General features: G+C 38.7%; 18 protein-coding genes and 1 riboswitch. Of the genes, 9 read left to right on the top strand and 9 right to left on the bottom strand.

The genetic code is table 11. The annotated features are described in order from the left end of the window. The first annotated feature begins 39 nt into the window (after positions 1–39). Positions 40–1,275, top strand: coding sequence for an organoarsenical effux MFS transporter ArsJ (gene arsJ / locus B7C41_RS05385; protein ID WP_085297786.1), 1,236 nt, complete (start codon positions 40–42; stop codon positions 1,273–1,275). A gap of 17 nt (positions 1,276–1,292) precedes the next feature. Here arsJ and B7C41_RS05380 read toward each other — a convergent pair whose 3' ends face one another. Next, complete coding sequence (locus B7C41_RS05380; RefSeq protein WP_085297785.1) at positions 1,293–1,937, bottom strand: sulfotransferase; 645 nt, start codon at positions 1,935–1,937, stop codon at positions 1,293–1,295. Positions 1,938–2,152: 215 nt separating this feature from the next. Here B7C41_RS05380 and B7C41_RS05375 point away from each other — a divergent pair, with 215 nt between their 5' ends. The 6 genes from B7C41_RS05375 (at position 2,153) to B7C41_RS05350 (ending at position 7,529) form a co-directional block, all read left to right on the top strand. Beyond that, on the top strand, positions 2,153–2,929 hold the full coding sequence (locus B7C41_RS05375; RefSeq protein WP_085297784.1) for a DUF3450 domain-containing protein: 777 nt from the start codon (positions 2,153–2,155) through the stop codon (positions 2,927–2,929). A gap of 108 nt (positions 2,930–3,037) precedes the next feature. Beyond that, complete coding sequence (locus B7C41_RS05370) at positions 3,038–4,399, top strand: MotA/TolQ/ExbB proton channel family protein (RefSeq protein WP_085298624.1); 1,362 nt, start codon at positions 3,038–3,040, stop codon at positions 4,397–4,399. A gap of 3 nt (positions 4,400–4,402) precedes the next feature. Then, the gene (locus tag B7C41_RS05365) at positions 4,403–4,930 is read left to right on the top strand and encodes a MotA/TolQ/ExbB proton channel family protein (RefSeq protein WP_085297783.1); all 528 of its coding nucleotides are present in this window, start codon (positions 4,403–4,405) and stop codon (positions 4,928–4,930) included. A 106-nt stretch (positions 4,931–5,036) separates the two neighbouring features. Continuing rightward, entirely contained in the window at positions 5,037–5,450 is a 414-nt protein-coding gene (locus B7C41_RS05360) for an ExbD/TolR family protein (protein WP_085297782.1), read from the top strand. A gap of 41 nt (positions 5,451–5,491) precedes the next feature. Beyond that, positions 5,492–6,139 carry an energy transducer TonB gene (locus tag B7C41_RS05355; protein WP_085298623.1) on the top strand — a complete coding sequence of 216 codons (648 nt, stop codon included), beginning with the start codon at positions 5,492–5,494 and terminating at the stop codon, positions 6,137–6,139. A 49-nt stretch (positions 6,140–6,188) separates the two neighbouring features. Then, a complete protein-coding gene (locus tag B7C41_RS05350) occupies positions 6,189–7,529 on the top strand; it encodes a tetratricopeptide repeat protein (protein WP_085297781.1) in 1,341 nt (446 codons plus the stop codon). A 129-nt stretch (positions 7,530–7,658) separates the two neighbouring features. Here B7C41_RS05350 and can read toward each other — a convergent pair whose 3' ends face one another. Both can and B7C41_RS05340 read right to left on the bottom strand, forming a co-directional pair. Continuing rightward, entirely contained in the window at positions 7,659–8,261 is a 603-nt protein-coding gene (can, locus tag B7C41_RS05345) for a carbonate dehydratase (RefSeq protein WP_085297780.1), read from the bottom strand. A gap of 263 nt (positions 8,262–8,524) precedes the next feature. Beyond that, the gene (locus tag B7C41_RS05340) at positions 8,525–8,695 is read right to left on the bottom strand and encodes a DUF2897 family protein (RefSeq protein WP_085297779.1); all 171 of its coding nucleotides are present in this window, start codon (positions 8,693–8,695) and stop codon (positions 8,525–8,527) included. 230 nt (positions 8,696–8,925) lie between these two features. Here B7C41_RS05340 and B7C41_RS05335 point away from each other — a divergent pair, with 230 nt between their 5' ends. Further along, positions 8,926–10,092 carry a methyl-accepting chemotaxis protein gene (locus tag B7C41_RS05335; RefSeq protein WP_085297778.1) on the top strand — a complete coding sequence of 389 codons (1,167 nt, stop codon included), beginning with the start codon at positions 8,926–8,928 and terminating at the stop codon, positions 10,090–10,092. A 121-nt stretch (positions 10,093–10,213) separates the two neighbouring features. Here B7C41_RS05335 and B7C41_RS05330 read toward each other — a convergent pair whose 3' ends face one another. The 6 genes from B7C41_RS05330 to B7C41_RS05305 all read right to left on the bottom strand — a co-directional run bounded on the left by B7C41_RS05330 (position 10,214) and on the right by B7C41_RS05305 (position 17,496). After that, positions 10,214–10,993, bottom strand: a complete 780-nt coding sequence (locus B7C41_RS05330) for a substrate-binding periplasmic protein (protein ID WP_143764309.1) — start codon at positions 10,991–10,993, stop codon at positions 10,214–10,216. 493 nt (positions 10,994–11,486) lie between these two features. Next, on the bottom strand, positions 11,487–12,365 hold the full coding sequence (locus B7C41_RS05325) for a cobalamin-binding protein (RefSeq protein ID WP_085297776.1): 879 nt from the start codon (positions 12,363–12,365) through the stop codon (positions 11,487–11,489). A gap of 46 nt (positions 12,366–12,411) precedes the next feature. Next, positions 12,412–13,017 (bottom strand): cob(I)yrinic acid a,c-diamide adenosyltransferase, encoded by a 606-nt coding sequence (gene cobO / locus B7C41_RS05320; RefSeq protein ID WP_085297775.1) that lies wholly within the window; start codon positions 13,015–13,017, stop codon positions 12,412–12,414. A 6-nt stretch (positions 13,018–13,023) separates the two neighbouring features. Beyond that, the gene (locus B7C41_RS05315; protein ID WP_085297774.1) at positions 13,024–14,031 is read right to left on the bottom strand and encodes a FecCD family ABC transporter permease; all 1,008 of its coding nucleotides are present in this window, start codon (positions 14,029–14,031) and stop codon (positions 13,024–13,026) included. Next, positions 14,031–14,852, bottom strand: coding sequence for an ABC transporter ATP-binding protein (locus B7C41_RS05310; RefSeq protein ID WP_085297773.1), 822 nt, complete (start codon positions 14,850–14,852; stop codon positions 14,031–14,033). Before B7C41_RS05310 ends, B7C41_RS05315 begins: the two co-directional genes overlap by 1 nt. Before the next feature lie 228 nt (positions 14,853–15,080). Further along, positions 15,081–15,214: riboswitch (cobalamin riboswitch) on the bottom strand. Positions 15,215–15,426: 212 nt separating this feature from the next. Next, on the bottom strand, positions 15,427–17,496 hold the full coding sequence (locus tag B7C41_RS05305) for a M13 family metallopeptidase (protein WP_085298622.1): 2,070 nt from the start codon (positions 17,494–17,496) through the stop codon (positions 15,427–15,429). Positions 17,497–17,898: 402 nt separating this feature from the next. Here B7C41_RS05305 and B7C41_RS05300 point away from each other — a divergent pair, with 402 nt between their 5' ends. After that, a complete protein-coding gene (locus tag B7C41_RS05300; protein ID WP_085297772.1) occupies positions 17,899–19,119 on the top strand; it encodes a lipoprotein-releasing ABC transporter permease subunit in 1,221 nt (406 codons plus the stop codon). Positions 19,120–19,137 lie beyond the last annotated feature (18 nt).

Here is a 19,137-nt window from a genome sequence, read left to right as displayed (position 1 = left end):
TCGCATTTTATACTAATTGAATAAGTAGAAAATAACTTTATGAAGGCATTAAGCGGGTTATCTGAACAGGTGAAGCAATATTTAATCATCACAGGCAACTATTGGGCATTCACCTTAACCGATGGTGCTTTGCGTATGCTGGTGGTGTTGTATTTTCATCAGTTAGGTTATAGCCCGTTAAGTATTGCGATGTTATTTCTATTCTATGAAATTTTTGGTGTTGTAACGAATCTGGTTGGTGGTTGGTTAGGTGCTCGTTTAGGCCTAAATAAAACCATGAATATTGGTTTAGCCTTACAAATAGTTGCTTTAGTTATGCTCGTTGTACCAAGTGAATTACTAACCGTAGCTTATGTTATGGCTGCGCAGGCATTGTCTGGTATTGCTAAAGATCTTAATAAAATGAGTGCTAAAAGCTCAATTAAGTTGCTTGTACAAGAAGACAATAGCAGCAAACTATATCAGTGGATTGCGCTATTAACGGGTTCAAAAAACACCTTGAAAGGTCTTGGCTTTTTTCTCGGTGGTTTGCTGCTAACGGTATTTGGCTTTTCTGGTGCGATAACATTAATGGCGTTGGCGTTGTCTGTAGTTTGGCTGTTCAGTTTATTGAGCTTGAAGCAAGATTTAGGTAAGGCAAAAAATAAACCTAAATTTAAAGACGTACTGTCGAAAAGCCGCGCGATAAACTTATTATCAGCAGCAAGGTTATTCTTATTCGCGGCGCGAGATGTTTGGTTTGTTATCGCACTGCCTGTGTTTTTAGCTACTGAATTTGCTTGGCAACATACTTGGGTAGGCGGCTTTATTGCCGCATGGATAATTTTGTATGGCATTATTCAAACACAGGCACCGAAAATAACGGCTAAAGCGTCAGGTAAATCACCTAATGGCCAAGATGCAGCAAAGTGGGGAGCGTTACTTTTCATAGTGCCCAGTTTAATGGCACTTGCCTTAAGTTTTGGCGTCTCAAGTGTGTGGGTTATTGTTGTTGGTTTAACTGCTTTTGCGGTGTTATTCGCGATAAACTCCTCTTTGCATAGCTTTCTTATTGTCGACATGGCGAGCAAAGATGGTGTATCACTTGATGTTGGTTTTTATTATATGGCGAATGCCGGTGGCCGGTTATTAGGAACGGTACTTTCAGGATGGATATTTCAGGCCTACGGTATTATTGCCTGTTTAGTTATTGCCGCTATTTTTATTGCCTTAGCGGTTATGTTCGCAGCCATGATTGCTCCGAAAAATACTGCGTTATTAAAACCAACGCAGTAATTGAGAGTGAATATACTCTATCTTAAGTAAGGTAATTTTGTTACTCGGCCTTTATTGGTCGAGTCGACTTTTAAGTCACTTTTTATGTCTTTCCAAGCGGTGACTTTACCGCCAACGTTCAGCTTTTCAAAAGCTGAATTTTCAATCAAACTTTCTTCAATAGCTAAAAACTGGGTTAGTTTTCTGTAGCTATCGTTAGCACTGATATCAATGGATAAAAAGTCATTTGCTCTATTTTTAAAATATGTCTGAGCTTGCGACTGATGCTGCTGGTAACAATGGCTTAAAAACTCAACACTATTAATGTTCTCTAGAGAGTAGGGCGAGAACGTTGCTTGATAACAGCGTTTGATGATTGGGTTAAAGCCGCCGTCGTCTCTAGTTAAATTAACATGCATACGTAGCAATAATTGTTGAATTGACGGTAACCAGCTTGCTAATGAACGCTCCAAATAGATAAATTTTGCCTTTGGATAGGCTATATCTAGTTGTTGATAGTCATTAAAAATAGGCGTGTCGGCGATAACTTGCGCTTGGTTAAATGCGCTATCGGTGTACGCGGTATGGGCGACACGAAAACCTAGGGTTAGCATTGCTGAACAAACACTGGTAGTTCCTGTTCTAGGTAAACCAATGATGAATATTTTTTCTTCACTTGTCATCGCTATTTATCAATCACTATTAATTTAAGGAGGCTATTTTGCCTGAATTTGTCAGTAACCGTAAGAAAAATGTCATTTAATAAATCTGCAATATTTGTGAAACCAGATTGTCACATTGAAGCATTAAAATTTTTGCCAAGTGATTAGGTTGTAGCTTTTTTAATAAGATGAATGCTGAACTTAATAATTCTCGCTTTTAAAAGGTTTTATGGACAATGAAACAAAATACTTTACCTAAACGCATGCAATTAGCGTTAATCGCCGCAGCGATGGCAATGCCTGCGTTGGCACAAGAAGATCAGCTAACCAACGTAGTAGCAGCCGGACAAAAAATCAATCAATCCGCGAATAAATCTCAACAAAAAGTTGATGCGATTAGCGCTAAATTATTAACGAAACTACAACAATTTAAAACCGTTAATAAAGAGCTTGATGGCTTAAATGTTTATAACAAGCAAATGAACAAACAGCTTGAAAATCAGCTAAAAGAATTAGCACAGTTAGATATTTCAATGGAACAAGTGAGTATTATTGAGCGTCAAATATCTCCACTAATGGCACGAATGATCAACACGTTAGAAGAGTTTATCACTCTTGATATGCCTTTTTTACCAGCGGAGCGCAGTCAACGTTTAGCTGGATTAAAAACCATGTTAGAGCGCGCTGATATTGCAGTATCTGAAAAATTTCGCCGGGTATTAGAAGCTTATCAAGTTGAAGTTGATTATGGTCGCACAATAGAAGCTTATACCGGTTTATTGACAGTAAATGGTGTCGAGCGTGATGTTGATTTCTTACGTATTGGCCGAGTGAGTTTTGTTTATCAAACACGAGATGGTCAGCAGTTAGGTATGTGGCAACAATCATCGAAGTCTTGGCAGCCACTTTCTGGTGAATATCGTTTACCGGTTAATAAAGCATTGCGTATTGCACGTAAGCAGCTTGCTCCAGATTTAATTATTGTGCCTGTTGCGCAAAACTCAGCAGAATAAGGAATGATGAACATGATTTCGTTTAACCCAAAAAACTTCATCCAAGATGCTGTTATGAAGGCTCTTGTTATAAAAACACCTAAGGTTAAAAAAACACTAACCCGTGCAATGACCGCATTAACGGTATCGTCACTATTTTTGACTACGACGGTTTCTGCGCAACAAGTCAGTAATTTAGATGAGCTATTATCACGCTTACAAAGCGGTCAAATTGCGCAAACTAAGCAAAATCAAAACAGAGAAAGAGAGTTTACCTTAAAAGTTAATGAGCAAGGGCGTTTACTTAACGAAGCTAAAGCGACACGCGATCAAGCCATCAACACCAGTACTCGCTTAGAAAAACAATTTCAAGATAATGAAGTTGGCCTTGGCAATAAAACCGAAGCACTTACTCGCCGTATGGGGGAATTAAAAGAGCTATTTGGTGTTTTACAGCAAGTGGCTGGCGATACTAAAAGTAAGTTTCAAACCTCTGTTGTTTCAGCACAAATTGCTGGCCGAGGTGAATTTTTAGATGAACTTGCGCAAAGTATGGGGTCTTCTTCAAAGCTTGCTTCAATTGAAGAAATTGAACGTTTATGGTTTGAACTACAACGCGAAATGACGCAAAGCGGCAAAGTACATAGCTTTACCCGTGATGTGGTGATGGCCAATGGTGAAAAGCAATTAACGCAAGTAACACGTGTCGGTGGTTTTAATCTTATCGCTAATGGTAAATACCTTGAATATATCGACGAAACAGGCTCTGTTGCCGAGCTTATTCGCCAGCCTTCTAGTCGTTATGTTGCCAGTGCGGCTGCCTTGAGTTCTTCATCACATGAAGTTGTGCCATTTGCATTAGACCCGACAGGTGGCTCAATTCTTGGTTTATTGGTACAAGCACCAGATACGCAAGAGCGTGTTGAACAAGGTGGCCCTGTTGGTTATGTCATATTAGCTATCGGTTTAATCGGCTTGTTAATCGCAATCGAACGATTTTTCACCTTATTCTTAATTGGTGGCAAAGTGAATCGCCAATTGAAAAGTGATAAGGCTAATAGCGATAACCCGTTAGGCCGTGTGATGCTCGTCAAAGAGCAAAATCCAAATGCGGATACTGAAACGCTAGAGCTGCGTTTATCAGAATCAATTTTGCGTGAAGTGCCTAAATTATCAAGCCGATTAACACTGATTAAAATCATTTCGGTGGTTGCACCATTAATTGGTTTATTGGGTACAGTGACAGGGATGATCAACACCTTCCAAGCCATTACCCTATTTGGTACAGGTGACCCTAAATTGATGGCAGGTGGTATTTCTCAAGCCCTAGTGACAACCGTACTTGGTTTGGTCGTTGCTATTCCTATGGTGTTCATCTTCACCCTATTACATACCCGTAGTCGTTCAATCATTAACTTACTTCAGCAGCAAAGTGCCGGCATTATTGCGGAGAGGGCTGAAGCAACAGAGTGCAGTGAGCGAGGAGCATAAACCATGATTTGGTTTATCGAACTTATGAATACCATCGGTGAATTTATGGACACCGGTGGTCAGGTGCTAACCGTTATTGCTTTCGTGATTGGTGTGATGTGGTTACTGATTTTTGAACGCTTTATTTTTGTTTTTTGGGGCTATCGCCGAATTAAAAAACAATTGCAGCAGAATTGGCAGAGCCGAACAGAGCAGCACTCTTGGTATGCAGAGCAAATTCGCATTGCCTTGGTTGCTCGTGGCAGTGCTTTGTTAAGCACTAACTTACCACTGATTCAAAGTTTGGTGGTGTTATGTCCGTTGCTTGGTTTGCTAGGAACGGTTACTGGCATGATTGAAGTGTTTGATGTGATGGCAATTTCAGGTAGTGGCAATGCTCGGTCAATGGCCTCAGGCGTATCTCGCGCAACGATACCAACAATGGCCGGTATGGTCGGGTCATTATCTGGTGTTTTTGCCGCAACTTGGTTGCAGCGTAATGCTAAACGTGAAACTGAGCTACTTGAAGATGCGATGGAAGTTGACCACTAAGCCTTTACTTTTAGTACTAGCATCATAACAGGTTGCACTAACACCATAACAGGCTGTATTAGCGCCATAACCGGCAACACAGAATAGACGATAAAGAGAAAAAACTATGCGTTCACAATTAAATAAAATGCTGCAAGAGCAGGAAGAAAGTGAAGAAATAAATATGACCCCGATGTTAGATGTGGTCTTTATTCTTTTGATATTTTTCATCGTAACTGCGTCTTTTGTTAAAGAGTCAGGCATTGAAGTCAATCGCCCAGAAGCGGCAACTGCGGTGAAAAAAGAGCGAGCTAATATTTTGGTCGCTATTAGCGACAAAGGCGAAATATGGATTAATAAACGTCGTATTGATGTTCGTGCCGTACAAGCAAATATTGAGCGCTTAAAAGCCGAAAACCCACAAGGTACTGTGGTTATTCAAGCAGATAAAAAAGCCACTACTGATGTCTTGATTAAAGTGATGGATTCAGCGCGTGCAGCCGGTGTTTACGATGTTTCTATTGCGGCGCAAGAGGCTTAGTTATGGCGAATGTATCTGTGGCGAATGCCCCGGTGTCGAGTATGTCGACGCCAAACACACCCGCTAGCTTTTTGGATACTGGGGGCCGATACCTGATTGGCTTAGTTTTAGCCATTGTTACAACGATAGCTTTGTTATGGGGAATGCAGGCGTTAATAGCAGGTGGCAGCGATGTGATGTCTGAGCCACCACGTGGTAACGTACTTGACTTTATTCGCCTGAAAAAAGAGCAGCAGGTAGTTAAAAAAGAACGTAAGCCACAAAAACCAGCCAAGCCTAAAACGCCGCCACCTCCGATGGTACAGCCGCAAATGGCACAAGCTAACCCTAATGCCAATGCGGTTAATAGCAGTTTTTCTGCTGATATTGCCCTTGATGGTGGTTTAAGTGGTGGCTTGAGCTTAGAAACAGGTGATGGTGATTATTTACCAATAGTGAAAGTTGCGCCTATTTATCCACGCCGTGCGCAAGCACGTGGTATTGAAGGCTTTGTTATTGTTGAGTTTACTGTTTCTAAAACGGGATCGGTTCGTGATGCATTTGTGGTAAGTGCTGAGCCGGAAAATATTTTTAACCGTGCAGCGTTAGACGCGGCATTGAAATTTAAATACAAACCTCGTGTTGTTGACGGCGTCGCAATGGAAGTTGCCGGGGTACAGAATAAAATATCTTTTGCTATTGACGGTTAATGTTTAATTCGTTTTGTGAAAGTAAATTTGAAAAAGAGGAGCGCAGATCATGTTACTGAAAAAATTAGCTGTACCTTTATTAAGTGTTGGCTTGTGGTATTGCCTGCCAATACTTTTAGGATCTATTATTGGCACTAATCTAGCCTACGGACAAACGGCTGATGAACCAGCGAGTACTGATGGAAAAAGTATCGTTAAAAAGCGCACCGCTAAAAAAGTGCCCGCTATGCGTAACCGGGTGTATAGCCAACTAGCACGCGCACAAAAACTCGCTGATGAAGGTGTTAAAATTGCAGGCTTTGATGTACTTGACGAAGTTAAAGAACGTGTTGATAGCTTAAATAGCTATGAAAGGGCGATGTTATGGAACTTCTATGCATTTATGTATTACGGCAATGATGATATAGCGTCAGCGATTGAGCACTTTGAGTTAGTGATAAAGGAAGAGGCTATTCCCGATTCATTATATTTATCGACTATTTATTCCTTAGCTCAGTTGTCTATGCAGCAGCAAAACTACCCACAGGCATTGGCTTATTTACAACAATGGCAAGAAAATAACACTAAAGCCTTAACAGCTGCTCAGCATATTATGTTTGCGCAAATTTATTATCAAGATAAGCAATTTGATAACGTGATCACAGAAGTTGCTCAGGCGATTGCGCTAGCTGAACAAAAAGCTTCAGCGATTAAAGAGAATTGGCTAATTTTACAACGGGCAAGTTATTACGAGCTAAAACAGCCCCTGCAAGTCGTTAAAGTGATGGAACAACTGGTTCGTCTTTACGATAAGCCTGAATATTGGCTGCAACTGGCGGGTATGTATGGCGAGGTTGGCGAAGAAGATAAGCAATTAGCAGTGATGGAAGCATCATGGCAGGCAGGGCATATTAAGAAAGAAAGTGAAGTGATGACCTTGGCGCAATTATATCGTTTTCATCAAGTACCTTTTAAAGCGGCGGTTTTATTAGAACAAGCGATTGCCAACGGCACCGTTGTGGCGAGTGAGAAAAGTTTTGCAGCCTTAGCACAAGCTTATGTTGCCGCAAAAGAAGATGAAAAAGCACTGCCGATTTTAACTAAAGCTTCAGAAATTGCTGATACCGGTAAGTTTGACGTACAACTTGCCCAAGCTTATTTAAATTTGGAGCGTTGGCCAGAAGCGATAGCCGCGGCGAATAAAGCCCTAACACGGGGCAAGATCACCCGAGTAGGCGATATGCACTTAGTGATTGGTATGGCGCAATTTAATTTACAAGCCTTTGACGATGCGCTTATTGCTTTCACACAAGCACAAAAAATCCCCAAATCAGCAAAAATTGCGAAACAATGGTTTCATTATGTTGAACGTGAGCAGGGACAGCGTGCACGATTAGCAATGCTGAATTAATGCTTTTTCTTCATGTTTTCTAGGGGCTGTTAACTTCATTTTTGGATGGAATAAAAAGGCTTAACCGCAAAGCTAAGCCTTTTTATTTGTATTGAAGAATTAATTTTTTACGCTTAATTTCATTGGATATTACTTGTCAGTATCAACCGAGACATTTAAGTCTTTTAGAATTCCATCATGCAGGTTGTAAACAAAGCCATGTACAGTAATGTCTTGGTTTATTCCCCAAGCTTTTTTCAATATGGTGGTATTACATACGTTAGCAACTTGTTCTATTACGTTCAATTCACATAGTAACTTTAAGCGATCTTCTTTATTTTCAACCGCATCTAAGCGTTCTTTATGGAAACGATAGACATCTTTTATATGGTGTAGCCAGTTATCAATTAAGCCATGACTTTTGTTATCAAGTGATGCAATAACACCGCCACAGCCATAATGCCCACAAACAATAATATGCTTTATCTTTAAAACGTCGACAGCAAATTGGATGACGGATAGGCAATTAAGATCAGTATGAATAACTTGATTAGCAATGTTACGATGAACAAATACTTCACCAGGCTGCATACCTAGCAGTTCATTAGCAGGTACGCGTGAATCAGAACATCCTATCCATAAATATTCTGGGTTTTGTTGTTCTGAGAGATGTTTGAAGAAATTTGGATCTTCTTTTTTTATTTTGTCAGACCATTGCTGATTATTGTCAAATAAATGCTGTATTGAACTCATGGGAAAACCAGTCAGGAAAATATAGGATGATTTTAGGCTGTTGTGCTAACAAGTAAAGGAAAAACTGGTCTTATATCAACAGCAATTAACTTTGTGATGCTGTTGATGAAAAATATTAATTTTCTCGAAAATATAATCAGCTCTAGTCGCGTTATATAATGAATAGGAGAATGCAGGGCTTAGCGTATGTTCACGTTATATTTCGGTGAGAAGTGTGACGTGAACAAGAGTTAAAAGTATAAATAGCTAAAGTTTCGACTTTGTTAATCTTGCTTTTGATCTCTATCGAGTTGCTCAATCTCTCTATCTCTGATTTTTTGTTGTTGCTCGTCAGTGAGTTCAAATTTACTCGCTGATTGCTTCAATAATAAAATTCCAGCAAAAACAGAGCCAACCGCAATAACGATAACTAAAATGGTGGTGAATGGCATCATAACTTCCTTAAAGTAAGTGTACCTTTTACGGACAAAGCGATATTTTTATTTTTACTTAAAAAACTATAGTAAAATAACACAATAGCATGTAATTTATTTGCAAGCTCGGAACATATATATGCTCAAACTACTTGAAAATGCATTTTCAAGTAGTTTGAGCATAAGCTGGCATTTTTGCTTAGCTTCAGTATTTAAATAAAAACAATTATAAACAAGTATTTGGAATGTAGATGTCGAATCGCCTTAGTATTAAATTACTTTTACCCACTGTTATCATCGCCGTTATTGCAATACTAGCAGCGCTACTTTTTGGCAGTGACTTTAACCAATCATCAATCGTCGCTTTACTGCTAGTGATGACTGTGGTGCAAATAGTTACTGGTTATGTTTATTCAAAAAAAATGCTCACTCAGCGTCTTGAACGTTTGCAGACATATATAAATCAAGTCGTTAGTATTGATGAGGCACCTAAAAGGTTAGCTCAAGATAAAAGCGATGATGATTTAGCTAAAGTTGCTAATGATCTTGCTAAATTTATTGCTAACTTGGCTGATGTTATGAATGATATTCGTGGTGAATCCGATAACTTGAAGCATGGCTCTGTATCGTTGGCTGCGCAAATGGGGGAATCTGTTGGTGCAGTAAACCAGTCTGCACAGCAAATTGAGCAAATGGCAAGTTCGATTGACCAAGTGGCATTAACATCGACGACGTTATCTCAAAGTGCTACGCAAGTGAGCGAAACGACCAATCAAGTGTTATCTATTTTAGAGCAAGGGACTGATGCTTCGAACACTAGCCAGCATACGATTGAAGACTTTGCTAACGAGGTTACGGCAATGGCGGCTGATTTATCGTTATTGCAAGAAGAGAGTTCACGCATTGGCTCAGTTTTAGAGGTAATTCGCGGTATCGCTGACCAAACCAATCTATTGGCGCTAAATGCTGCCATTGAGGCAGCGCGAGCAGGTGAACAAGGGCGAGGCTTTGCTGTTGTTGCTGATGAAGTTCGAGCGTTGGCACATCGTACGCAAGAAGCTACAGTTGAAATTAATGCCATGGTTGAAGGCTTACAAGAAAAGTCGACTAATGCGGTAAATGCTATTGGCCGTGGCCAAAGTTTATCGCAAGATAGTTTAGTTCATTCAGAGCAAGTTGTTGATGCACTGCAAAAAATTGGTCAAATGTTTACTGAAGTTGATACATTGACCTCACAAATAGCCCAAGGTACCAATGAACAGCAACAATCAACAGCATCAATTAATGATAATATGTCTATGGTAGTAGAGCTGAGTCGAGAGTTAAATACTGGTTTGTCATCAGTCGCTGAACTGACTGAAATGCAACAGAAAACGGCTAATGAAGTTGATAGCACATTGAATCGAATTTGTGTTTGATAAATTAACTAAAACATTAAATTAAAAAAGGTTCGCAACGCGAACCTTTTTTAATTTGGGGCGAGTCGTTAGCTTTTTATGTTTATCATTTTATTTTTAAATACAATGAAGTAGACGAGAGTTAACGATAGTATTCAGGGTGATTCATTTTAAATTTATTGATGATTCTTTTGAACTCACCGCTTTTATACATTGATTTTGATAACTCGGAAAACTTTGGCGCAAGATGAGCAACTTTAGATTTCTTTGATAAGCCTGTAAATAATAAAGCGCTATCATCTAATTTAACGATAATCTCTTTAATTTGTTGAGTCGTGTTGCCTTTATATTTGAATTTCTCTAAATATAAAAAGTCAGTTGAAATAAAAACATCTACCTTATCTGCAGCCAATACTCGAATAGCTGCATCGAGATCAGTAACATATACTTTTTCTAAATAATCCTTAGGGGCATTGTCGAATTGTTTAAACTGCTTAATTCCCCTTAATACCGCAACTTTTAAACCTTTAAGATCTGAAAAGTCGCTAATTTTTAAATTTTTATTTTTCACGTAAAATGATTTTTCATTTAATGAGCTATAGGAAAATAAATGGGCAAAATTACGTCGCTCTGGCGCATCTAATAAACCTGACATAAGGTCGACTTTACCTGCCTCTAACATCGCTAAACAGCGCCAAAAAGTGTTATTTTTGGTAAAGTTAATGGTGAAGCCTAATGTGTTAAAAAAATGAGTTGTTACGGCAATGTTTTCACCTATTGGCGCTTGTTGTGGTGATGTTATTTGATATGGAGGATAATTGCTAACGCACATAGTCAATTGTTTATCAGAACTCTTATCTGTGATTTCTGCCTGAACGGCGGACGAAATAGTGAACAAGGCTAATATGAAAAATTTTAGCAACAGTGGCTCCGTAAGATTATGAAAAATCGTTGGGTAGCGTAAGGCAAACTATGTAGTAAGTAAATAGGTTAAAGTGGGTTTGCCTATTTTGCTATGATGCTTTATAAGCAAGAATGAAGTTCGCAACGGGTTTATCGTTTCTGAACTTAGATCTTTAGATATTTCTCAGGCACTATTGTGACCGGTGTTAGCCCCTAGATGTTGATTTTTAAGTAGACTCACTAAACACACAAAAGTGTTATACCAATATCAAAAATTGTGGATAAATAAACTGTATAGCTTCCTTAACAATTACTATTTAACCTGAATTCGGCATAACGACAATAAAAAACACAACCATTTCAAAATATTAACAAACTTCAATCTAAAGTAGTGGTATTTATGTTTAGCTCAAAGCGTTCAAGTTGCCAATAACGAGTTATTGGCAACTTGAACAACGCAGAAATAGGTTTTAATAGCGCCGCTGTAGTATTTTGCTTATCCCGAGTTCAGGTTATTTACCATGATAATATTCTCGACTTTTTTCTGCTTGCTGACATAAGTCAGTAAGAGCGCCTAAACTACGTGTTGTCATGCGATGAACAACGTCAGCGTCAAGCTGAATAATCTGCCTGTGTTTAACTGCTGGTATTATCGGCCACTTTTGCCACTCATAGCCTTCTTTAGCTTTCTGATTTTCAGACAATGGTTGAATAATTACATCAACATTAGCTTGCAGTATTTGCTCGATATTAACTTGCGGGTATCTTGCTTTGGCTTGATAAAATGGGTTTTTAATACTGCAGATCTCTAAAAATTGTTGTGGCCAACTATCTTTTGCGATAGTGGTTATTGGTCTCGACCATACCTCATAAAAACCTAATAATGGTGTCTTTCTTTGGTGACGGCTTTTAATTTCTGCTAAGTCAGCTAAAAATTTTTCTGCGACATGCTCTCCTTGTTCTGTATGCCCTGAAAGCTTGCCAAACAAACGTATTTCTTTTGCCACATCGTCAAAAGTATAGGGTTGAGAGTAGACAATATTGAAACCAAGTTGCTTTATACGCGCTAGATCATCACTGGGGTTACTGTTTTTCCAAGCAATAATTAAATCAGGTTGTAGCTCTATAATGCGTTCAATCTGAATACGTGACGAGCTACCAATTCTAGGGATAGCTTTAGCTGCTTCAGGGTAGTCAGCATGTCGTGTAGCGGCGATAATTTGGTCACCAGCACCGACGTCGAAAAGCATTTCAACAATATGTGGTGCTAAGGCGATAATACGCGGCTTAGTATGTACTTTATTTGCAATATCATTAGTGGCATTCGCTTGCCCCATAACGATAAGTAATAAGCTCATTAATACAGTGAACAGGTAATAATTCAGGTTCATTATTTCTTTCCGTGATAGCTACTTGATGTTGATAAAAGGGGGTGATTTACCAGTCGATGCCTCTTTGTGCTTTAATGCCGTTATCAAAAGCATGCTTCGTTGGCTGTACTTCACTCACCGTATCAGCAAGTTCTATGATGCTACGATGACATGCACGGCCAGTAATAATGACATGTTGCATTGCTGGGCGGTTAACAATTGCTTCAATTACTTCATCTAAATCTAAGTACTTATATGACAACATATAAGTTAATTCATCAAGTAAAACTACATCGATTGTTTCATCTTTTAGTAAGCGTTTTGCTTCTGCCCAAACCTTTGTTGCTGCGGCAATATCCTTTGACTTATCTTGAGTATCCCAAGTAAAACCTGTTGCCATGACGTGAAATTCAACACCATTTTTTTCCAATAAATTACGCTCGCCACAGGCCCAGTCACCTTTGATAAACTGCAATGCAGCGGCAGTGTAACCGTGCCCTACAGCGCGAGTTAACGTACCAAAACCTGAGGTGGACTTGCCTTTACCATTACCGGTGATAACAATGAGTAAGCCACGTTCTTCTTGTGCTGAATTAACACGAGCATCTACTTTTTCTTTAATGCGTTGCATGCGCTCTTGGTGTTTTTGATTTTTATCTGCTTCAGTTGTCATTATTTATTATCCTGTTTTACGAGTGCGATACATGATCGCTAAAAAGAAAATACTGCCGATAGCGGAAGTAATAATACCAATGGGGATTTCAACGTTGGCTAATATACTACGTGCTAAAACATCGACCCAAACTAGAAAACAGCCGCCAACAAGCGCTGAGCCTATGATAAGTGGCATAGTTGTTACGCCAAGTAGTTGTCTAACAATATGCGGTACCATTAAGCCTACAAAGCCAATACCACCGCAGTAAGCAACGATTGTTGCCGTCACTGCAGCACATAAGGCAAGTAAAATTATTCGCAGTTTATCAACATTCACACCAAGGCTTGCCGCACTCTCGTCACCCAATAGTAACGCATCAATTTGTCGGTGTAAGGCAAAGATAGTGACTAAGGTTACCAATATCATGGTTGCAATGAGATAGAAGTGAAACATTTCAACACTGGTTAAACTACCCATTAACCAAAATATTACTCTGTTGGTGGCAAAAGGATCACCAAGGTAGAGTATAAAGTGACTAATTGAGCTCAGCATAAATGATACTGCTACTCCTGTTAGCAGTAAATGATTCATGTTGCGTAGCAATGTTGCGATACCAAAGACAATAGTGACAGAAAATAAAGCGCCTAAAAATGCGGCCATCGGTAATACTAACATTTGCTCGTCAGTGACGACTAATGTGGCGATGGTTGCACCTAACCCTGCGCCAGAAATAATACCAAAGAGGTAAGGATCTGCGAGCGGGTTTCTAGTCACGTTCTGTAATATAGCACCAGCACAGGCTAAGCCCATTCCTGCCACTAAACCAACCAGCACTCGAGGAATTCTAACTTGCCATACCACCATGTCGTGCATGGGGGTAGCACAGTCACTAAGGACACACTGTAAAACATCTACGCTGTTAATTTCTGCAGCACCAAAAGTAATCGCAGAAACTAGCGAGAAAATAGTCAGTATAAATAAGCCGGTAAATATCCAGGCATTTTTACCTTTTACATTGCTCAATAAAAGCATTAATTTTTACCTACAGAAATAGGAATATTGGTATTATTCGGATAAAAATGAACCCTAGGCACTGTAGCTACTTTCGAGTTTGGGTATTGTTGAACATTGTCTCGAAAACAGGGTAAACCGAATACTTTGCTAAGTGTTGTTGGATTAAGTGCTTCATCAACTGTACTGTCACTAACTAAAGTACCTTTGTTTAACAAAACTATACGTGTGCAATATTGAGCTGCAAGGTTTAGGTCGTGAATAGTCATGACCACGGTAATTTTTAGTGCTTTTACTAACTGCAAAATTTGATGTTGATAGAATATATCTAAATGATTTGTCGGTTCATCTAGTACTAATATTTTAGCTTTTTGGACTAAGGCTTTAGCAATTAATACCCGTTGTTGTTCTCCACCAGATAAAGTATTGAAAAGCTTATTTTTACTAGTCGCTAACCCTACTTTTTTTAGCGCTAGTATGATTTCTTTTTTATCAATATCAGTATCACGAGCAAATAAGGTTTTATAGGGCAATAAGCCCATACGTACAACATCATAAACTTTCAATTCAAATATTGGTGGGGACTTTTGTACTACAAGGGCAAACGTCTGTGCAAGCTCGTGAGGTTTATAATGGCTAATGCTTTTGTTTTTTAATTTAATACTGCCTTGCCAATTTTTAGTTTGATTTAATAAGCACTTTAAAAGTGATGTTTTACCGGCGCCATTTGGGCCAATAATACCAAGAATATCACCTTGGGCGACATCAAATGAAATATTGCTGAGGATAGTTTGATTTTCTACAGCCCAAGAAACAGCATCAAGCGTTAATAGATTATTCATGGTTATTGGTTTAACCAGATAAAAAATAGCTTAACCTGAATATTTTTTTTTATTTGGCGGTAAGTGTTAATTATCAATACTTTCATACTGTGCTTTCTACTCCAACCCAAATAATTATTTTGAATTTAGTATCAATGAATGTGCAGAAAATAGTATACGAGTGCCAGCAAGAAAGCAGAAGCATTAGTAACTCTCGTGTATTCCCGCACGGCGTTAGTTTATCAAATGTTGTTAATAATATTACTGTTAGGTGTCCTGACTTATAGCTCTTTGCTATTTACAGTTGCGGGTACAGTCACGGACTTTAACCGTGTTCCCTATTTGATTAAACAAACCATTCATGCAGTAGTGATAGGAAAATAGCAAAATGGGCTGATTAAAAAATATCATACAATAAGCAATTGATTTTACTGTGATGCATGCACCTTTACAATGAAAACTGCATCATTACACTTAATGTAAGATAAATTATGAGCATAAAAAAAGGAGCTAATGCTCCTTTTTCACTAATCACTACCTTCACTTTATGTTATGCAAGTTTTAACCTGCAACACAAGCTTCTAAAAGGTGAAAACTACCAAATTTTAACGCGCTTTTCAGGTGCAATATACATAGCGTCACCTTCTTTTACGTCAAATGCACTATAAAACTCAGGCATATTTGATAATGAACCTAAAGCACGGAATTCACCTGGAGAGTGCGGGTCAGTTGCTACGCGGTTACGTAGTGCTTTTTCAACAAACTTTCCACGCCATACTTGTGCAAAGCCCATAAAGAAACGTTGGTCACCAGTTAAACCATCAATAACAGGTGCGTCTTTACCATTTAACGAGGCTTTGTAAGCTTTATAAGCAATAGTAACACCAGATAAATCACCGATGTTTTCGCCTAATGTTAAAGAGCCATTAACGTTTAAGTCGTCAAATACTGCATAGTTATCGTATTGAGCAACCAAGTTATCAGCACGTACTGTAAAAGCGGCTAAATCTTCTTTAGTCCACCAATCTCGTAGATTACCTTCGGCATCGTATTTGCTGCCTTGATCATCGAAACCATGGCCCATTTCATGACCAATAACTGCGCCAATGCCGCCATAATTAACCGCGTCATCTGCTTTTAAGTTAAAAAATGGTGGTTGTAAAATTGCGGCTGGAAATACAATTTCATTTTTGGTTGGATTGTAATAAGCATTCACTGTTTGAGGTGTCATGCCCCATTCTTGTCTGTCGATTGGGCCGCCAAGTTTAGCCACTTCTTTTTGATGAGAAACAGTACCAGAGCGCATTTTGTTACCAACTAAGTCGTCACTTTTGATAGTAAGCGCTGAATAATCTTCCCACTTATTTGGGTAACCAATTTTAGGATCAAAACTTGCTAATTTAACATGTGCCGCTTTTTTAGTTGCGTCAGACATCCAATCTAGTTCATCAATACTTGCACCGTATGCACCGCGTAAGTTTTCAACGAGTTGTGTCATACGTGTTTTGGCTTCAGGTTTAAAGTGACGACCAACATAAACTTTACCAATAACTTCGCCCAAATTGCCATTGACGACTGAAACACCACGCTTCCACATTGGACGTTGTTCTTTACGACCGCTTAACTGGTTTGAATAAAAATCAAAGTTTTCTTTATCCAATGCAGTTGTTAATGAGCTAGCAAAGTTACTAAGCGTGTGGAATGTTAAGTAAGTTTGCCAATCAGCTAATGATGTTGCGGCAAACGTTTCACCAAAACCTTTAACGAAAGATGGCTGGTTAATTATTAAATCTTTTTGTGCAGCTACACCTTGAGCTTCAAGATAAGCAGTCCAGTTAAAAGCATCTGTTACAGTATTTAAATCTGAAATACTGAATTTGTTATAACGCTTAGTGCTGTCGCGAGAATCAACTTTCGTCCAATGGAAGCCAGCTAGTTTTGTCTCAAGCGCCATGATAGTTTGCGCAGCAGCTTTACCGCCTTTCAAACCTGCTAGCTTAAACATGTTTTCAATATGAGCAACATAACCCGCACGTAACTTTTCAAAACGCTCAGTTTCATTGAAGTAATAGTCTCTATCAGGTAAACCTAAGCCGCTTTGCCAAACATGAGTTGCATAACGAGTAGAATCTTTAGCATCAACACTGATGTAAAATGCTAATGGGCTACCAACACCAATTTTTTGATTTTCACCAAAGAATGCTGCCAGTTCATTTTTGTCTTTCAAGTTATTAATGTTATCAAAAATAGCTTGCACAGGTGTGATGCCTGCAGCATTACGTGCATCGGTATTCATGTATGAACGAAATAGGTCTGCAACTTTTTGTTCGTCACTGCCCATTTTTAGGTTTTCAGTTGCGGCTAACTCTTCGATAATGGCTTTAACGCTATCATCGGCTTCATCGCGTAAGTCATAAAAAGCACCGATCGATGTTTTGTCAGATGGAATTTCACTTTTGTTTAACCATGCACCATTAACATAACGATAGAAGTTATCTTGTGGACGAACAGTTAAATCCATGTTTGCTTTATCAATACCTGAAGCTAAAGCTGTTTTTTGCATGACTGGTGCTTCAACAGCAGTGTCTGTTGTAGTGGTGCCATTATTACACCCGGCAATGAATAGCAAAGACGTGCAAACAGCACTTGTTATTATAGTTTTCATTTTAAACTCACAATTTAGTAATTTTTTAATCAACCCGCCGATGTTAAAGACTATCGGTACCATTTACTAGTGCAATGAAATGTTTGTTTACATTATCTTGAGTGACGGACGTATTTTTAAATTTACATATGAATAATATAAAGTTAAAAGGTCATGTAATTAATTGTAATTAAAGTATTTTATGTTTGGCTGGAATTGCGAGGTTTACATGGTTTTACGTAAATTTAAGTACGAATTACAATTTTATCAATGATTTTTATTATTAGTTTTGTTATTTCCACCACTTTTTTATAAAAATAACAAAAAGCTAATCAACGGAATAAATATAGTTTGCTGACCTATGATATGCTCGTGGGTAAATTATGTTTGGCAATTTGCCATTTTAAATAGAAGAAAGGATTAATGTTTCAACCTGTTAGTGTGTACATTGGCTTAAGGTATAGCCGCAGCAACCATGGCAAAGGCTTTGTCTCTTTTATTACCTTTTTCTCTATTATTGGGATTATGCTTGGTGTTGCTTCTTTGATTACTGTTGTGTCGGTAATGGACGGATTAGAGCAGGAGCAAAAACGCCGTGTTTTAGGCTTAGTACCGCATGTTTTAATCTCACCAGAAAAGGCTAAATTTAGAAGTTGGCAAGCGTTGCAAGCTGAATTGGATGTATTACCTGAGATTAAAAAGGTAACGCCATTTCAAGAAAGCGAAGCATTGATTCAGTCAAAGTCTGCTCTGCAAGGGGTATTAGTTCATGGAATTTTACCTGAATATGAACAACATAGTATTATTCAAAGTTCTATGGAGTATGGCCAGCTATCACGGTTGTCAGATGAGCCTTTTGGACTTGTTTTAGGGCAAGCACTTGCGCGTAATTTAAAGGTAAGTTTAGGTGATGTTGTTCGTCTCACTCTACCAAATAAAACTCTTTTTACGCCAATGGGCCGTGTGCCTGTTCATCGAACATTTACCGTTGTTGGAATTTTCAATGTTGGCTCGCAGGTTGATGGCTCTATTGTTTATATAAATATTGAAGATGGCGCTAAATTACATCGTAAAAAAGGTGATGGTGTGGAGCAGCTTAGACTGTATTTAAATGATGCATTTAATGCACAGAGGGTGATTACGCAATTAATTTTAAAATACCCAGACTATAGCTATGTGAGCTGGCAAGAAAGCCAAGGAGCATTATTCGCTGCGGTGGGTATGGAAAAGAAAATGATGTGGTTGATGCTGAGTCTTATCGTAGCGGTTGCGGCATTTAACATTGTTTCTGCTTTAGTTATGGTTGTTATTGACAAACAAGGTGAGATTAGTATTTTGCAAACGCTGGGTTTAAACCGTAGCGGTATCATTAAAATATTCATTACCCAAGGCTTAACTAATGGTATTTGGGGCGTAATATTGGGTGTGACGCTTGGCGTGATAGCAACCCTAAATCTCAATAGTCTATTTGAGTTATTTGGTGTTAGCCTTTTAGGTGCAGGTCAAGTGTTGCCGGTTGCGCTTGATGCTATGAATATTGCGACTATTGTTGGGTCAGCCTTATTAATGAGTTTTATTGCTACGCTTTACCCTGCTTATCGTGCGGCGCAAACTCAGCCTGCTGAGGTACTTCGAAATGAATGATAAGTTAGCAAACCTAAA

Origin of the sequence: Cognaticolwellia mytili (genome assembly GCF_002104475.1) — a bacterium.
Taxonomy (GTDB): Bacteria; Pseudomonadota; Gammaproteobacteria; order Enterobacterales; family Alteromonadaceae; genus Cognaticolwellia; species Cognaticolwellia mytili.
This window is presented reverse-complemented; position numbering and strand designations above follow the sequence as displayed.

Excerpts from the sequence above, each read along its gene's own strand:
- B7C41_RS05325 (WP_085297776.1), bottom strand. The coding sequence starts at position 12,365 with ATGAACCTGAATTATTACCTGTTCACTGTATTAATGAGCTTATTACTT.
- B7C41_RS05375 (WP_085297784.1), top strand. The coding sequence starts at position 2,153 with ATGAAACAAAATACTTTACCTAAACGCATGCAATTAGCGTTAATCGCC.
- B7C41_RS05355 (WP_085298623.1), top strand. The coding sequence starts at position 5,492 with ATGTCGACGCCAAACACACCCGCTAGCTTTTTGGATACTGGGGGCCGA.
- cobO (WP_085297775.1), bottom strand. The coding sequence starts at position 13,017 with ATGACAACTGAAGCAGATAAAAATCAAAAACACCAAGAGCGCATGCAA.
- can (WP_085297780.1), bottom strand. The coding sequence starts at position 8,261 with ATGAGTTCAATACAGCATTTATTTGACAATAATCAGCAATGGTCTGAC.
- B7C41_RS05335 (WP_085297778.1), top strand. The coding sequence starts at position 8,926 with ATGTCGAATCGCCTTAGTATTAAATTACTTTTACCCACTGTTATCATC.
- B7C41_RS05300 (WP_085297772.1), top strand. The coding sequence starts at position 17,899 with ATGTTTCAACCTGTTAGTGTGTACATTGGCTTAAGGTATAGCCGCAGC.
- B7C41_RS05305 (WP_085298622.1), bottom strand. The coding sequence starts at position 17,496 with ATGAAAACTATAATAACAAGTGCTGTTTGCACGTCTTTGCTATTCATT.
- B7C41_RS05310 (WP_085297773.1), bottom strand. The coding sequence starts at position 14,852 with ATGAATAATCTATTAACGCTTGATGCTGTTTCTTGGGCTGTAGAAAAT.
- arsJ (WP_085297786.1), top strand. The coding sequence starts at position 40 with ATGAAGGCATTAAGCGGGTTATCTGAACAGGTGAAGCAATATTTAATC.
- B7C41_RS05340 (WP_085297779.1), bottom strand. The coding sequence starts at position 8,695 with ATGATGCCATTCACCACCATTTTAGTTATCGTTATTGCGGTTGGCTCT.
- B7C41_RS05365 (WP_085297783.1), top strand. The coding sequence starts at position 4,403 with ATGATTTGGTTTATCGAACTTATGAATACCATCGGTGAATTTATGGAC.
- B7C41_RS05380 (WP_085297785.1), bottom strand. The coding sequence starts at position 1,937 with ATGACAAGTGAAGAAAAAATATTCATCATTGGTTTACCTAGAACAGGA.
- B7C41_RS05315 (WP_085297774.1), bottom strand. The coding sequence starts at position 14,031 with ATGCTTTTATTGAGCAATGTAAAAGGTAAAAATGCCTGGATATTTACC.
- B7C41_RS05370 (WP_085298624.1), top strand. The coding sequence starts at position 3,038 with ATGACCGCATTAACGGTATCGTCACTATTTTTGACTACGACGGTTTCT.
- B7C41_RS05360 (WP_085297782.1), top strand. The coding sequence starts at position 5,037 with ATGCGTTCACAATTAAATAAAATGCTGCAAGAGCAGGAAGAAAGTGAA.
- B7C41_RS05350 (WP_085297781.1), top strand. The coding sequence starts at position 6,189 with ATGTTACTGAAAAAATTAGCTGTACCTTTATTAAGTGTTGGCTTGTGG.